The following is a 14871-nucleotide window of genomic DNA, read 5'->3' on the forward strand; positions in this document are numbered from 1 at the left end:
ATGCGCGGCAGCGCGCTGCGTCAGCGCCGCGAGCTGCGCGAGCGCGCCGGCCTGCTCGCCAAGCGCCGCTAGCTGCGCGGCAACCTCATCCGCTGCGGCTGTGCTCGCGGCGGCAACATGCTGCGCAAGCACGTCGATGATATCGAACGCGTGCTTGCGGTAGATGAGCTTCACTTCCGCAGCCAGCTCGCGGCTGTAAACCATCGTATATTCATTGCCGAAGGTAGCTCCGGTATTTACTTTCTCGATAAGCCAGTTCGGCTCAGGCTGCCAAGACAAGCCGGAGATCAGCTCCTGCTCCATCCGGTCAGCCGGATAACCGGCCTTCTCCGCCGCACGGCGAAGCAAGTCCTTCACATGCCAATCAATGGCCGCATTCACCTGGGAAGCAAATTCGGTCCGGAACGTCTCCAGTCTGCGTTCCTGCTCGGCTGCCGTTTTCGCCCCGGCAAACAGCAGGCCCGTCTTGAAGCCTGGCTTCCGGCTTTCCAGGAAGACATGCGCTTTGTCCCGCAATGGCGCCGGTGTAATGATCGCGTTATCCAGAAGCGACTGAACGCTGCGGCGGAGCTCAACGCGCAGGTGCTCCGGCTCTTCCGCAAGCCTGTTCTTCTCGGCTTCAAGCTGAGCCATCTCAGCCCTCACCTTGGCTGCCGCTTCCTCGCCGCCTGCTTCCGCTATTAGGCGTTCGCGCTCCGGCTCATCCCGCAGATCCCACCATTTCTTGTGCTCGGCCACCAGATGATGCAGCGAAGCGTCTACGCTGTAAGCCGCAAGAGGCACTCTTTCCTCTGCCAGCTGGGACAGCAAAAGCTCTAGCTGCTCCCATTCCTGATGGGGATGATCCGGCTGCCGCAACGACAAATAAACGATTCCCGCCGGCTCCAGATGCCAAGCTTGAAACGCTTCTTCCACACTCTTCCGGTACTGCTCGAACGACAATTCACGGTCACGGTGCTTATCAATCTGATTTACGATAAAGTATAAGGGCTTGCCCCAGTCCTTCAATTGCTTCGCGAACGCAAAGTTAATCTCGGATTGGACATGGTTATAATCCATTACATAAAAGACGACATCCGCCAAATGAAGGGCGGATTCGGTCGACATTCTGTGAGCGTCATCCGTGGAATCGATACCAGGAGTATCGAGAAGAACCGTATGATCGCCAAGGCGATCGGTAGGATAATAGATCGATACGGATTCAATGTTCTCGCCGTCTTTGCAATACGCATCCAGCTCCTCGAGCGGAATATCCACGCTGACGCGCTCTCCGTTCTTCAAGCTAACGACGCTTGCCTTTGCCGTCTCGCCGCCGCGAATGGCCACAACGTTTGCGCTTGTAGGGATCGGGCTGGACGGAAGCAGTTGTGCTCCGCATAATCGGTTGACCAGAGTTGATTTGCCGGCTGAAAAATGTCCGCAAAATGCAACAGTAAGCCGGCCTTCGGCCAGCTTACTGTTCAACTCCAGTACTTGCTTTGCGTGTAGACTGTCGCCCGCCGACTGCATTTCCGCAGCGGCATGGGACAGTGCTTCTGTCATGCTTCGTACTGTCGTTTCCATCATGGTCTATACAGCTTCCTCTTCCGCAGGCAGGCAGATTTCAAACACGTTGCCGTGCTGCAAAATCATAATGTTGCGTTCTTTTTCCTTCATAACAACGACTTCAGGCTTTTGGCGCATACGCTCGATGTACTGATCCGGTACATCGCCGGAGCCGCTTACGGTGACGCCTTCTACCAGAATATCCTCGTTTTCTTGCGGAGGTGCTTCGAGAACCTGCTCAAAAATATCGGAGAACAGTTCAAAATTGTTTGTATACACGGAAATGCATTTCATCTTCATCATCCTTCACTGGCTTTTTTCGGTTTAGTTGCCTTAATTTTAGTTTTCGTTTGTCCACCCGGCTTCATACGCTGTTTGCCTTCCTTGCACATATCCAGCAGCGGGCATATCGGACATTGCGGGTTTTGTGCTTTGCAATGATAGCGGCCGAAAAAAATTAGCCGGTGATGGGTGAGCGTCCATTCCTCGCGGGGCACAAGCTTCATCAGCTTCTTTTCGACTTCCAGCACGGTATCATCCAGCTTAGCCACGCCAAGCCGTTTCGATACCCGCTCCACATGCGTATCTACGGCGATTGCGGGAACGCCAAACGCGTTCGAGACAACCACATTGGCTGTCTTTCGCCCAACGCCGGGCAGCTCCGTCAGCTGCTCATGCCTCTCGGGAACTTCCCCTTCGTATTTATCGATTAGGATGCGGCATAGCTTTTGAATATTAGATGCCTTACTGCGGAATAATCCGATACGGCGAATATCCTGCTCCAGCTCTTCCAGCGGCACAGCCAAATAATCCTCCGGCCGTTTGTATTTCTGAAACAGATTGACCGTGACTTTGTTCACCGTCTCATCCGTACATTGCGCCGACAGCAGGACGGCTATGGTCAGTTCGAACGGGTTGCTGTGATGCAATTCACAATGTGCATCCGGGAACATCTCCGCCAACGTATCCAATATATGTCGCATCTTCTGCTTCGCATTCATCGTCTCTCTCCTAATCCCAAACACTATCGTTCAAAGTGTAGCGAAATTTGTCACGAGAAGCAACCTTATTCAGCCCTAAATAAAGAAAAAACCGCCCTTTTGGACGGTATTTTCACAAAATATAAGAATTTAGGCCGAGGTCTTCATGAAATCCCGTTAATTTTTAACAAAAGCCTACGATTTTACGATTTTGAGAGCCGTATTATTGAAGGCATATACCGTAATCGTATCCCCGTCTTTTAATGCGCTCACTTGGATGGACGCATTGTTATACAGGATTTTTGTGTTCGAAGTAATATACGCAAAGTTGGCGTTATCCTCTGAAGTATTTTTGTAAGTCCACAGGGTTGCGTTAGGAGCATCGTACTTCCAGAAGGTACGCTTGTCGCCGACTGCTACCGTAACAATCGTCTGCTCGTTCTCGTCCTTGTAGACTTGAATGATATCTCCCGCGGCTATCGCGGAGGACGAATAGGTTGTCTGAGTGCCTTTGATGACTTTAATGCCTTTCGAGAACGCCACCGTTGACGATGTGCCGTTAGATTCGGTAACGGTCAAGCTGCTTGCCGCAACGGAGGAAACGGTGCCGTATTTCATCGTAATCGTCTTCACCGACTGGATGTTGCTGCCGATGTAAGGGACATTAATGATCGTGCCGCTTGTCAAAGCGCCCACCGTCAAGGCATTTCCGTTCTCGTCCGTGATCGGAACATTAACCAGCGAAATGTCTTTCTGCGAATTATCCGCCGCTTTCACCGTAACTAGCTTCGTCGACGCATTTGCGGACACAACCTGGTACTGCAAGGTTTTATGAACCTGAATCGTAGCCGCTTTCTCCTGATTGGCATCCAGCAGTACGGTTACGGTATCCCCTGCCTGCAGGCTTCCGATTGTAGGCACGGATACGCCGGGAATTTGGAGAAGCGGCGACACGTAAGGAATGGATACCTTTTCGCCCGAATCGAGTTTAACGGACAATAATTTATCCGTTGTATTTACCGACACTAAGCTGCCGGTTTGTTTGTAAATAAAGCTGAGCGAGATAATGTTTTTGCCGGAATACGTAATTTTCACTTTGCGGTTCGCAACCAGATAAGATCTGGCCTGGCTTACCGTGATAGACGATCCGCTGTAATCAATCTTGGTGGAATCCGTCAGGAACAAAGCATTGGCGTTCGAAGTCGCAGGATCGAATACCGTAAGCAGCTTATTATCGCCGCTGTAATTGACAACCGTAGCGGACTCTATCGTCGAGACATTCCGGTTTACCACCTCAATGCGCGTCACTTGCTGATTATCATTCAATGTCAGCTTGATATTATCAACGTCTTTAAGCAAGTCGCTAACCGTGGGCGAATCGATGCCGTTGATCACGACAACTACGTTATCGGCCAGGAACTTGGACTGCAGAGTGCCGTCTACCAGATAGTTAATCAGGCCGCTGCCTGCGGAATAGAATTGTCCGGTTACGGTATTAGCGCCAGTCTGCGTTTCTGCCGTAATGGATACAACCTGAGGAGCCGTACGGAAAGTATCCTGTACGATCGTCAGATTCGTATCGCGCTTCAGATCGGAGATTTGAAGCGTTTTGCCGGTGCTGTCTTTTACGGTAACCGCGCTGCTATACGTGAACTTCACAGGCTCGTCGTTCACCCATGCGTAGAAGTAACGGTCCGTCGTATTGATGCGGTCCAGCTTGGCGATTGTCGTTTTGACATGCTGCTCCGTGCCTTGCGTTTCCACGTACAGCGCTTTGCCGGAGTTGCCAATCAGTGTAACGTCCGTATACAGCTTGATATCCCCCGCCGCAATGGCGTTATCGCTGTCTGCCGCATAGTACAAAGTATTGGAATCCAGCGTGTAGGTTGTTTCTTTCCCTTCGTTGTACAGCGTGATCGATGTAGCGGTTTGAGCGGTAACAATGCCGCTTACTTGTCCGGCATAAGGCACCTTATATTGCTTCTCTGCCCGGCTGAACAAAGTGGCAAGGCTCGCACGGTTAACCGGAGCTTTCGGATCGAACTTCGTCGCGGATACGCCTTTTACCAGGTCAAGCGATACGGCCGCGTTAACGTAGCCCAAATATTTTGCCGTAATCTGATTGCCGTCGGCGAACGTGGAAGCGGTCTTGCTCAGATCATCCGCTAATTGTTTCTTGTCAATGGCTTTCACCATCAGCTTCGTTACCCATTCGCGAGTCGCCGGCGTTGTGCCCCATGCTGCTTTCGGGTTGGCAGCCGCATTGGCGTACTCATCATTCTGGTCAAGAAGACCATTCTTGAAAGCTACGATAATGTAAGGCTTGGCATAGCTGCTTACCTTGAAGGAATCCGGATACGCGACGATACCGTCCGGATCTACTTCGCCCTCAAGTCCGGCGAAACGAAGAGCCATAACGACCGCTTCTTCTTGGGAGACGCTTTTCAGAGGGCGGAATTCCGTGGTGCCGCTGGATGTTTTATAACCGTTGATAATGCCTTGAAGCGCCAGCTTGGAAACATGCTTCTGCGCCCATGCGGGGATCGTGTCAACAAACATGCTGTTCGATACGGCCGCAAACGCGGATGGAGCCGGAATTGCAATGGAGGTGCCACCGGCAAGCAAGGAGAACGCTAAGGCGCCGGCAATAAGTTTGGAACGGGATGAATGCTTTGGCATGGTTGAATAATCCTCCTCAATTCATTTGTTTGATTCTAGGAATGACGAACCGTTGGATGGTCCAGATCAAAGTGACCCATCAGGCTCTCCAGCGCTTTACCGTCAACCAGAAGATCGTAAGATTGCACAAAATCAAACTGGAACAAGGTCTGACCCAGGGAATCCAGCAGCATTTGCTCTCCCGGTGCGCCAAGACGGGCGGTATCCGGCAGCTCAATGTCGATAGTTACCGCTTTGTCCTTAAGCGTCACGGATTTGATTGGAATAGGCTTCCACAAATTCACCGTGCCTTCGGGTCCATCCTGCTGCAAAGCAGCCAAGGCCTGCTTGATCAGGTCTTCATTGGAGCCCGACTTCACTTGAATATCCTTAGATACCATCTTCTCGAGCTCCGTATCCGAATAATAGATCTTAACGGAAGTTTCTTGTTCAGCCTGTACGGTCGGTTCTACGGATGGATCGGGAGTCGCCGCTTCCTCCGTAGTTGCAGGCGCTTCTATCGTTGGGCTTGGAGAAGGTGCATTGCCGCTTACCTCATTTCCGGACTGCCCGAGAGGTTTGTTTGTGTTTCCGCATGCGGCTGCGGTAAGAATAACGGCTAATAATAATAGGATGAATGCCGGTTTGCGCACGATCGAATTCCTCGCTTTCTCAAGGTGAAACTGCTTTCCCGTTCTTGGACGGCAAGCTTGTCTCATTCCGGTGAATTCTAAGCCCTTATATCTAAGTCAAAAGATTAAATTCTTAGAATCTAGGAAAGTTTCAGGTACTCCTTAATTCCAGCTACGATTTCTGATGCCATTTTATTTTGCGCAGCATCGCTGTACAGGATATCGGAGTCGCCTTTATTGGACAAAAATCCGGTCTCGAGCAAAATGGCAGGCATCGTTGTTTCTCTCGTTACATGCAGGTTTCCGTATTTCACGCCGCGGTCCTTAAGACCGGTAGCCTTCACGAGATGCTTGTGGATCACATTCGCAAGCGCTTTACTGTTGTCACGCGTATAGTAAGTTTCGGTTCCGGATACGCTCGATGTAGGATTGCTGTTTGCATGAATCGAAATAAAAATATCCGCTTTGTTGTTCTTGGCGAAAGTTACGCGGTCTGCAAGCGTTACGAATTTATCTTCCGGTCTGCTAAGCAGCGGCTTAATATTTTTTTCTTTGTCCAGCAAAGCTTTGACTTTAAGAGAAATAGCAAGGTTTACTTCCTTCTCCCAGCGGCCGTTAATGCTTTGGGCGCCTGGGTCGGTTCCGCCGTGACCGGCATCGATTACAACGTTGTATACTTTCGTACCCGGATCCGTTGTTACCGGAGGGGTTGTGGTATCAACCGGAGGAGTTGTCACCGGATCCGTAAGACCAATGGTTATTACCCCGGCTCCGTTATCTTGAACCACGGCATCCGCATCTTTGTCCGTATTCAAATCAAGCACTAGTCTAGCAGTAGCCGGATTCGTAGAAAATACCGAGTAACGGAACATGGAGATGTACGGATTATCCGCTACGGGAATGCGTGTTTCCGCACCCATGAATTGCGACGACAAATTGTCCGAATAAGTCGCGTTCGGGAAATCGATTACGATGCGCTTGGGACTATCGAGCTTAAACGGTTTATTGGCCGTTACTTTACCATCGTAATTGATGATAATGCCGAAGCTGCTGTCGTATTGAATCGAAGTGATCGAACCTGTCTGACCGGGATCCGGCGTAGTCGAAGGTTCTTCAGGGTCCGCTGCTTTGTACAAATAGACGGACTGCGACGCTTGATCCCATTTCACCGTTAATCCAAGCTGTTCGCTTACGAAACGGATTGGAATCATCGTTGTTCTGCCCTTCTGCAGCTTGGCAGACATGTCCATTTGCACCTTTGTGTTGTTAACGAGTGCGATGTTGTTGTCAATGGTAAGTACAATTACGTTCTGATCGTTATGTATGGTGACTGTCTTTGTAGCTGCCGCCCAATTTACCTCATAGCCCATGTTCTCGGACACGACCCTGATCGGGACGAGGGTAAAATCGTTGACGATCTGTGGATCATCATAAGGCTTCAGCAATTGGTCGTTCAGATAAAGCTTCGGGACGACTGGCGTTGTTGCAGCTTGTCCCACTCCAGTGAACAAAGTAAACAGAACCGCCATAAACAACAAAATAGGTACAAACTTCTTCTTCATTTTCCACCTCGATGACTGAAATTGCCTGCATCGAATGTGAGATCATTCGACTTTGCTAGACGATTAAATAGACGCAATTTGTCAGAAAAAGTTGCGTGCAGAGGAAAAAAGAGGACAACTCTTCTTTGTCCGAAGAGCTGCCCCCTTTTCTTAGTCTATCTATTAACCCAAATAGGCAGGACGCTTTTGTTCGTAAGCTGTGATTTCGTCTTCATGCTGCAGTGTCAGGCCGATATCGTCTAGACCAAGAAGCAGGAACTGGCGGCGGTGCTCGTCAAGATCGAAGGAAAGATCAAGACCGTACTCGTCAGTCAGCTTTTTGTTCTCGAGATCAACCGACAGCTTGTAGCCCTCATGCTTCGCCGTGCGTTGGAACAGGTCTTCGACTTGCTCTTCGCTCAGCTTGATTGGCAGAATGCCGTTCTTGAAGCAGTTATTGTAGAAAATGTCCGCATACGAAGGTGCGATAACAACTTTGAAGCCGTAGTCCAGAATCGCCCAAGGAGCATGCTCGCGGGAGGAGCCGCAGCCAAAGTTAGCGCGGGAGATCAGAACGGAAGCGCCTTGATAGCGCGGTTTGTTTGGTTCGAAATCAGCGTTTACCTCGCCGTTTTCGTGGAAGCGCCATTCGAAGAACAGGAATTGGCCAAAGCCGCTGCGCTCGATGCGTTTCAGGAATTGTTTAGGAATGATAGCGTCCGTGTCGACATTCACGCGGTCGACCGGGGCAACGATGCCCGTAAGTTGTTTAAAAGCTTCCATGTCGGTAATACCCCTCTCTCACACGTTCAATTAGTTCAACACTTCGGATTTGATTTTCCAGTCGCGCACGTCCGTAAAGCGGCCATTGATTGCAGCTGCTACAGCCATTGCAGGCGATACGAGATGTGTACGTCCGCCGCGGCCTTGACGGCCTTCGAAGTTACGGTTGGATGTCGATGCGCAGCGTTGTCCAGGCTGCAATACGTCAGGGTTCATCGCAAGGCACATCGAGCAGCCTGCTTCGCGCCATTCGAAACCAGCTTCCGTAAATACTTTGTCGAGACCTTCTTTTTCAGCTTGCAGCTTAACGCGTCCGGAGCCCGGAACGACGATAGCCGTTACTTTCTCGCTTACTTTGTAGCCGCGCGCGATTTCAGCCGCAGCGCGAAGGTCTTCGATACGGCCGTTTGTGCAGGAACCGATAAAGACATAGTCGATCTCGATTTCGGACATTGGCGTACCCGGTTTCAGGTCCATATATTCAAGCGCTTTTTCCGCTGCTTTGCGCTCGTTTTCCGTTGGCAGATCTTTCGGGAACGGAACGGAAGAAGTGATGTCCGTACCCATGCCCGGGCTAGTGCCCCAAGTTACTTGCGGGATCAGAGAATCAACATCGAATTCAACCACTGTATCGTAAGTCGCGCCTTCGTCTGTTGTAAGCTGCTTCCAGTCTTCCACGGCTTCGTCGTAGTTCGCAGGAGCGTACTCGCGGCCTTTCAGGTAGTCGAACGTAGTTTGGTCCGGTGCGATCAGACCGGCGCGCGCGCCGCCTTCGATCGACATGTTGCAGACCGTCATGCGCTCTTCCATAGTCAGGGAGCGGATAGCTTCGCCTGTGTACTCGATAACGTAACCGGTAGCGAAGTCCGTGCCGTATTTCGCGATAACGCCAAGGATCAAGTCCTTCGCGGTAACGCCCGGTTTGCGGGAACCGTTGAAGCGAACTTCCATGGTTTTAGGTTTTGCTTGCTGCAAACATTGCGTCGCCATAACGTGCTCAACCTCGGAAGTACCGATACCGAACGCAAGAGCGCCAAACGCGCCGTGCGTCGAAGTGTGGCTGTCGCCGCAGACGATTGTTTTGCCCGGGTAAGTCAGGCCGATCTCAGGACCCATAACGTGCACGACGCCTTGGTCGAGGTTGTTCAGGTCGAACAGTTTTACGCCGAAGTCCGCGCAGTTTTGCGTCAGCGTATCGATTTGTTGTTTGGAGATCGGGTCTTTAATATTGAAGCGGTCCTTGGTAGGAACGTTGTGGTCCATTGTCGCGAATGTCAGGTCAGGACGGCGAACTTTGCGGTTCGACAAACGGAGTCCTTCGAATGCTTGCGGCGAAGTTACCTCGTGCACCAGATGAAGGTCGATGTAAATGATGCTTGGTTTGCCCTCTTCTTGATGAATGACGTGCTTATCCCAGATTTTCTCAAACAGTGTTCTTTTCGTCATTATGTTCACCCCATCGTTCAAGCGAATAATCGCTTTGCTCTATTAGATGTTACTAGCATAGCATCTCCTGCTTGATTCAACAAAGATATAATATCTATAATGATTATAGGCAATAACTATAAAAGATCGATAACTATTCTCATTTGGACTATAAGGGGAATGCTGGAATGGAACTTAGACAACTTCAATACGTCATTCAAATCGCAATCGAGAAAAATTTTTCGCGCGCTGCCGAGAAGCTGCATATCGCGCAGCCTTCGCTCAGCCAGCAGCTGTCCAAGCTGGAACAAGAGCTAGGCGTCCTGCTTTTCCGCCGCACGACGAATTCGGTTGAGCTGACGCAGGCCGGCCAGGTATTCGTGGATAAATCCCAGTCGATTCTGGATGCCATCGAGCAGCTAAAGCAAGAGATGGACGATATGGCGCAGATGAAGCGAGGCCGTCTTGTCGTAGGAACGCTGCCTATTACGGGATCGCATATACTGCCGCTTGTTCTGCCGGTGTTCGGGGAACTGTATCCGCAGATCGAGGTCATATTAGTAGAAGACACAACCGTCAAGCTGGAGCAGCTTACGGCTAACGGGGGAACGGATTTAAGCCTGCTTACTCTTCCTCTCGTCGATCAGACGCTGGAATGGGAACCGCTAATGGAGGAGGAAATCTGCCTGGCCGTACCGCCCAGCCATCGCCTGGCCGGACGCACCGACGAGATTTCGATCGAGGAGCTGCGGGACGAGCATTTCATCGGCTTGAAGAAAGGCCAAGGCTTCCGCCAGATTCTGGTGCATCTGTGCCAGCAGGCTGGATTTACTCCTAACATCGTGTTTGAGAGCAGCAACATTGAGACGGTGCAATCGCTGATTGCGGGCGGCATGGGCATCACGTTTGTCCCGAAAATGCTGACCCGGGCCGCGGGCGGCGATTTCGTACCCGTTTATTTATCGCTAAAGGACCGTCCTTCCCGCACCTTGATAATCGCCAGCCGCAAAGGACGGTATTTGTCCAAAGCGGCCGTGGCGTTTATTGAAACGATGAACAAAACGATCAGTCCGTACAAATAGCTCCTTAATATAAGGAAGGTCTGCGGTCCTCGAATACCGGAATTTTACCGCGTACGGCATCCACGAGAGATAAATCGATCTCGGCGTAAACAATCGTCTCTTCTTCCCCGGCTTCCGCGATGGTCTCGCCCCAAGGATCAAGAATCATCGAATGCCCGAAGAAATGCGTCTCTCCGCTAATGCCTACGCGGTTGCAGGCAATAACGAACATTTGGTTTTCGATCGCGCGGGCCGTCAGAAGCGTGCGCCAGTGATGAAGCCTCGGATGCGGCCATTCAGCCGGCACGAAGAGCAGCTTCGCTCCATCCAGCGCAAGCTTTCTGGCCAGCTCCGGGAACCGGATGTCATAGCAGATCATCATTCCCGCTCCCGCGCCCTCAATCTCAAGCTTGCCAAGCTTATCGCCCGCTGCCAGGTATTTCTCCTCATCCATTAAGCGGAACAAATGAATTTTCGAATAATCCCCGATCTGATTTCCTTCCCGGTCAAAAGCATAGATCGTGTTGTACACGCCGTCTTCGCGCCCTTCCGCGATCGATCCGGCAATGATATGAATGCCGTGCTTGCGGCTGAATTCCGTCAGGTAAGCTTTCGTGCGTTCACCATGCGGGTCAGCGAGCTCCGTAATTTCGGTTAAGGCATAACCTGTGTTCCACATCTCCGGAAAGACGATGACATCCGGTATGTTAGGCTGGGAAGCAGCCTCCTCGAGCATGGCGGACAGCTTGGCGAAATTCGCTTCGGGCTGTCCTACCTCTATATTCATTTGCAAAAGCGCAATACGCAATAGCTGTGTCATAGGCCTTGTTCCTTTCATCGATTACTTTTCCCTAATGATACCTTCTCATGGTTCTGTGTCAAGATGGACAGATTAATGGAGAAGAGTTATTCATTCCCGGACAAGGAGAGATATAAAATGCGCCAAAAACGATTAGCAGCCCTGCTGCTCGCCTTATGCGTCATGCTGACGTTCGCCTCTGCCTCCGCCTTTGCGGCAGCACCGGAGGATCAGCCTTTTAAACCCGTTCAGGTATTTGACGTGAAAGCCGGCAAAGTCGTGCTTACCACGCCAAACGACAAGGAGTACCAGGAATTTGCGAATAAATGGATCTCATCCATTACGGGACTTGCCCCTCAGCTTACGAATGACGACAGCTGCAATTACGTTTACCGCGTGCCGCTAGAGAAGCCCGTTACGATTTCCGTCAACGGCACCAAGCTGCTGGCCGACGATGTGTTCTTGTTTTATTGCGATGGCAAGCCTCCGCTCCTTCTCGTATTCGATGAACAGCGCAGACCTTACCTGCTGCTCTTCAAAGAGGACATTAAACCGTTTATTAAGAAAATCGGGATTCCTGCGGAATAAAACTGTCTAATTGCACGCTCCATGCCGACTAATTTACTCGACATAAACGGTTTTTACATGCTACATTTAAGCTAATGTCGTTAAGGCGATTAGAGAGCATTGATGGTGGAGTGTGAGCAAATGGAAACTCGAGTGAGTGAGCATGTAATCAAACCGGCAGACCGCATGACGGCGCTGCCAACGCAATTTTTCGCCAAGCTTGTCGGCAAAGCGAATGCCCAAGCCGCCAAAGGCCGGGATGTGATCAATCTGGGGCAAGGCAATCCGGACCAGCCTACCCCTCCCCATATCGTAGCAAAAATGCAGGAAGCGTCGGCTAATCCGATGTACCACCGTTACCCGCCTTTCAGCGGCTATTCATTCCTGAAGGAAGCGGTAGCCACACGCTATAAAGAGGATTATGGCGTTGAGGTGGATCCTGCTACCGAGGTTGCCATTTTGTTCGGAGGCAAAACGGGTCTCGTTGAAATCAGCCAGTGCCTGCTTAATCCGGGTGACGTATGTCTTGTTCCGGATCCAGGTTATCCGGACTACTGGTCGGGCGTTGCGCTTTCCGGTGCGGAGATGAGCTTTATGCCGCTGACGGCGGCTAACCGTTTCTTGCCTGATTATAGCGCTATTGATCAGGAAGCTTTGAAACGCGCCAAGCTGATGTTCATTAATTATCCGAACAATCCGACCGGCGCCGTTGCGGATTCCGCCTTTTATGAGCAGACGGTTGCCTTTGCACGCCGCACGGGAGTCGTAGTTGCAAGCGACTTTGCTTACGGCGCCATCGGCTTTGACGGCAAAAAACCGGTCAGCTTCCTTCAAACGCCCGGCGCCAAGGAAGTTGGCGTAGAGTTCTATACGCTTTCCAAAACATACAACATGGCTGGCTGGCGGGTTGGCTTTGCCATCGGCAATGCCCAGATCGTCTCCCTGATCAATCTCATCCAGGATCATTACTACTGCAGCCTGTTTGGCGGCATTCAGGAAGCGGCCGCGCTCGCCCTTACGGGTCCGCAGGATTGCGTAACCGAGCTGACTGCCCGTTACGAAAGCCGCCGCGAAGCGGTATTCGGCGCACTTGCGAAAATCGGCTGGAAAGCTGACCGTCCCGGCGGCTCCTTCTTCTGCTGGCTTCCGGTACCCGAGGGCTACACGTCGGAATCCTTCGCCGACCTAGTCCTTGAGCAAGCCGACGTTGTTGTCGCGCCGGGCAACGGTTTCGGCACGCATGGCGAAGGTTACGTGCGCCTGGGCCTTTTGACCAGCGAGGAACGGCTCGTTGAAGCCATCGAGCGGATAGGCAAGCTAGGCATCTTTTAATCTGTCCGTCAGACCGGCAAATCCCGGTCTGACGGCTGTTTTATGGCGTTTGCCTTGCTTTACAGTAAGGAATGATCATGATATGCTAGCATTAACTGAACATGTAACGTGATGACGGGACTAGTAAGCGAGGGCGGCCGTGCCCAGAGAGCAAATTCGTCAGGCTGCAAGATTTGCCTCGGTTCCTTGCTGAATCCAACCCCCGAGCGGCCGGCGAGAGCCGGACAGTGCCTCCTGTTATGAGGCTTGAGATGGACCTGATTGCGCGTATTTGCCATTCGGTCAACAAAGGTGGTACCGCGGAAGCTATAGACTTTCGTCCTTTATGGACGAAGGTCTTTTTATTTTGTCAGGAAATGGGATGAGAAGATGTCGGAGAGAATTGTTGTCAAAATCGGTAGCAGCTCCTTAACCTCGGAAGAAGGCGGCTTAAACCGCGAACGTATCACCTATTTTGCTTCTGAACTCGCCGCTTTGCACAAGCAAGGCTGCCCTCTTATACTGGTAACCTCCGGCGCGGTCGCTGCGGGCTTCCGCCAGATCGGTTACGCAGCGCGGCCAAAAGCGGTACACGAGAAGCAGGCAGCTGCCGCGGTTGGCCAGGCGCTGCTCATGCAGGCTTATCAGGAAGCTTTCGGAGAGTTCGGCATTGGGGTGGCCCAAATCCTGCTGACCCGGGCAGACTTCTCCAACCGCAAACGGATTCAGAATGCGCTTAAAACGATAGAGGAATTGCTTCGCCTCCGCATCATACCTATCATTAATGAAAACGACACGGTGGCTACCGACGAGCTTGAGCTGAAGTTTGGCGATAACGACAAATTGTCCGCGCTGGTTGCGGCGATGACGAAAGCAAGCAGCCTGGTCATGATAACCGATATGGACGGCCTGTATACGGAGGATCCGCGAAAAAATCCGGAGGCCGTCAAGATCGAACGGGTGGATCAAATCTCGGAGGAAATTATGCAGCTGGCTGGAGGAGCTGGCTCTGCGGTCGGTACCGGGGGCATGCGCTCCAAGATCGAGGCTGCGCGAATTTCCATGCGCGGCGGCGTCAGAGCTTTTATCGGAAAAGTTCAACAGGCTGGTGATCTGCAATTAGCCGTTAACGGTACGGGCAAAGGCACTTATTTCGATACCCGGTTACATAGTCTGCCCATGAAGAAGCAATGGCTGGGCTTCCACTCCAACCCCCATGGACGCATTATCGTTGACGACGGTGCCGAGCATGCCCTGCTTGTACGCGGCAAAAGCTTGCTGCCAGCCGGCATTCGCGAGATTCAAGGCGATTTTCATTCGGGGGATGTTGTAGAGGTAACAAACCTGACTGGAGACACGATTGGCCGCGGCGTCGTAAATTACGAAGCCTGGCAGGTTCAAGCCGTAGCCGGTCTCAGTACCGAAGAAGTAAAACGCCGGGTGGATGTTAACCGAATCGAAGTCATTCACCGCGACGAGTGGGTTTCCCTGCGATAGGGGATGTAGCATTTCATTAAGTTTATGCTTTCGAAGCATGGATTGCTTCGCAATTCATTTTAGGAGGAATCG

General features: G+C 51.6%; 13 protein-coding genes. 4 read left to right on the top strand and 9 right to left on the bottom strand.

The window, feature by feature from the left end; translation table 11 throughout:
• From PGL01S_RS09835 to leuC, 8 genes are all read right to left on the bottom strand, one after another.
• Positions 1 to 1566, bottom strand: a 1566-nt coding sequence (locus PGL01S_RS09835; RefSeq protein ID WP_174806542.1) for a dynamin family protein, incomplete at its 3' end; no start/stop codon positions are given.
• A gap of 3 nt (positions 1567 to 1569) precedes the next feature.
• On the bottom strand, positions 1570 to 1839 hold the full coding sequence (locus tag PGL01S_RS09840; RefSeq protein WP_127494012.1) for an NAD/NADP transhydrogenase alpha subunit: 270 nt from the start codon (positions 1837 to 1839) through the stop codon (positions 1570 to 1572).
• Between the two features lie 5 nt (positions 1840 to 1844).
• Positions 1845 to 2546 (bottom strand): endonuclease III, encoded by a 702-nt coding sequence (nth, locus tag PGL01S_RS09845; RefSeq protein ID WP_127494014.1) that lies wholly within the window; start codon positions 2544 to 2546, stop codon positions 1845 to 1847.
• 174 nt (positions 2547 to 2720) lie between these two features.
• Entirely contained in the window at positions 2721 to 5204 is a 2484-nt protein-coding gene (locus tag PGL01S_RS09850; protein WP_127494016.1) for an S-layer homology domain-containing protein, read from the bottom strand.
• 35 nt (positions 5205 to 5239) lie between these two features.
• Entirely contained in the window at positions 5240 to 5836 is a 597-nt protein-coding gene (locus PGL01S_RS09855; RefSeq protein WP_164775434.1) for a GerMN domain-containing protein, read from the bottom strand.
• A 119-nt stretch (positions 5837 to 5955) separates the two neighbouring features.
• Complete coding sequence (locus PGL01S_RS09860) at positions 5956 to 7377, bottom strand: N-acetylmuramoyl-L-alanine amidase family protein (protein WP_127494020.1); 1422 nt, start codon at positions 7375 to 7377, stop codon at positions 5956 to 5958.
• Positions 7378 to 7539: 162 nt separating this feature from the next.
• A complete protein-coding gene (gene leuD / locus PGL01S_RS09865; RefSeq protein ID WP_127494022.1) occupies positions 7540 to 8139 on the bottom strand; it encodes a 3-isopropylmalate dehydratase small subunit in 600 nt (199 codons plus the stop codon).
• Positions 8140 to 8169: 30 nt separating this feature from the next.
• A complete protein-coding gene (gene leuC / locus PGL01S_RS09870) occupies positions 8170 to 9585 on the bottom strand; it encodes a 3-isopropylmalate dehydratase large subunit (RefSeq protein ID WP_127494024.1) in 1416 nt (471 codons plus the stop codon).
• Positions 9586 to 9752: 167 nt separating this feature from the next.
• Between leuC and PGL01S_RS09875 the strand changes: the two genes are divergently transcribed.
• Complete coding sequence (locus PGL01S_RS09875; RefSeq protein ID WP_127494026.1) at positions 9753 to 10646, top strand: LysR family transcriptional regulator; 894 nt, start codon at positions 9753 to 9755, stop codon at positions 10644 to 10646.
• Between the two features lie 4 nt (positions 10647 to 10650).
• On the opposite strand, the gene PGL01S_RS09880 is transcribed toward PGL01S_RS09875, so the two are convergent.
• Complete coding sequence (locus tag PGL01S_RS09880) at positions 10651 to 11445, bottom strand: carbon-nitrogen family hydrolase (protein ID WP_127494028.1); 795 nt, start codon at positions 11443 to 11445, stop codon at positions 10651 to 10653.
• A gap of 117 nt (positions 11446 to 11562) precedes the next feature.
• On the opposite strand from PGL01S_RS09880, the gene PGL01S_RS09885 reads away from it, so the two are divergent.
• The 3 genes from PGL01S_RS09885 (at position 11563) to proB (ending at position 14799) form a co-directional block, all read left to right on the top strand.
• Positions 11563 to 12012, top strand: a complete 450-nt coding sequence (locus PGL01S_RS09885) for a hypothetical protein (protein WP_127494030.1) — start codon at positions 11563 to 11565, stop codon at positions 12010 to 12012.
• A gap of 120 nt (positions 12013 to 12132) precedes the next feature.
• Positions 12133 to 13323: a pyridoxal phosphate-dependent aminotransferase gene (locus tag PGL01S_RS09890; RefSeq protein WP_127494032.1), complete on the top strand. Its 1191-nt coding sequence runs from the start codon at positions 12133 to 12135 to the stop codon at positions 13321 to 13323.
• Positions 13324 to 13692: 369 nt separating this feature from the next.
• Positions 13693 to 14799 carry a glutamate 5-kinase gene (proB, locus tag PGL01S_RS09895; protein ID WP_127494034.1) on the top strand — a complete coding sequence of 369 codons (1107 nt, stop codon included), beginning with the start codon at positions 13693 to 13695 and terminating at the stop codon, positions 14797 to 14799.
• Positions 14800 to 14871 lie beyond the last annotated feature (72 nt).

Source organism: Paenibacillus glycanilyticus NBRC 16618 (genome assembly GCF_004000805.1).
Taxonomy (GTDB): domain Bacteria; phylum Bacillota; class Bacilli; order Paenibacillales; family Paenibacillaceae; genus Pristimantibacillus; species Pristimantibacillus glycanilyticus.

Coding starts and splice junctions, on each gene's coding strand:
- PGL01S_RS09840 (WP_127494012.1), bottom strand. CDS start 1,839: ATGAAATGCATTTCCGTGTATACAAACAATTTTGAACTGTTCTCCGAT.
- nth (WP_127494014.1), bottom strand. CDS start 2,546: ATGAATGCGAAGCAGAAGATGCGACATATATTGGATACGTTGGCGGAG.
- PGL01S_RS09850 (WP_127494016.1), bottom strand. CDS start 5,204: ATGCCAAAGCATTCATCCCGTTCCAAACTTATTGCCGGCGCCTTAGCG.
- PGL01S_RS09860 (WP_127494020.1), bottom strand. CDS start 7,377: ATGAAGAAGAAGTTTGTACCTATTTTGTTGTTTATGGCGGTTCTGTTT.
- leuD (WP_127494022.1), bottom strand. CDS start 8,139: ATGGAAGCTTTTAAACAACTTACGGGCATCGTTGCCCCGGTCGACCGC.
- leuC (WP_127494024.1), bottom strand. CDS start 9,585: ATGACGAAAAGAACACTGTTTGAGAAAATCTGGGATAAGCACGTCATT.
- PGL01S_RS09875 (WP_127494026.1), top strand. CDS start 9,753: ATGGAACTTAGACAACTTCAATACGTCATTCAAATCGCAATCGAGAAA.
- PGL01S_RS09880 (WP_127494028.1), bottom strand. CDS start 11,445: ATGACACAGCTATTGCGTATTGCGCTTTTGCAAATGAATATAGAGGTA.
- PGL01S_RS09885 (WP_127494030.1), top strand. CDS start 11,563: ATGCGCCAAAAACGATTAGCAGCCCTGCTGCTCGCCTTATGCGTCATG.
- PGL01S_RS09890 (WP_127494032.1), top strand. CDS start 12,133: ATGGAAACTCGAGTGAGTGAGCATGTAATCAAACCGGCAGACCGCATG.
- proB (WP_127494034.1), top strand. CDS start 13,693: ATGTCGGAGAGAATTGTTGTCAAAATCGGTAGCAGCTCCTTAACCTCG.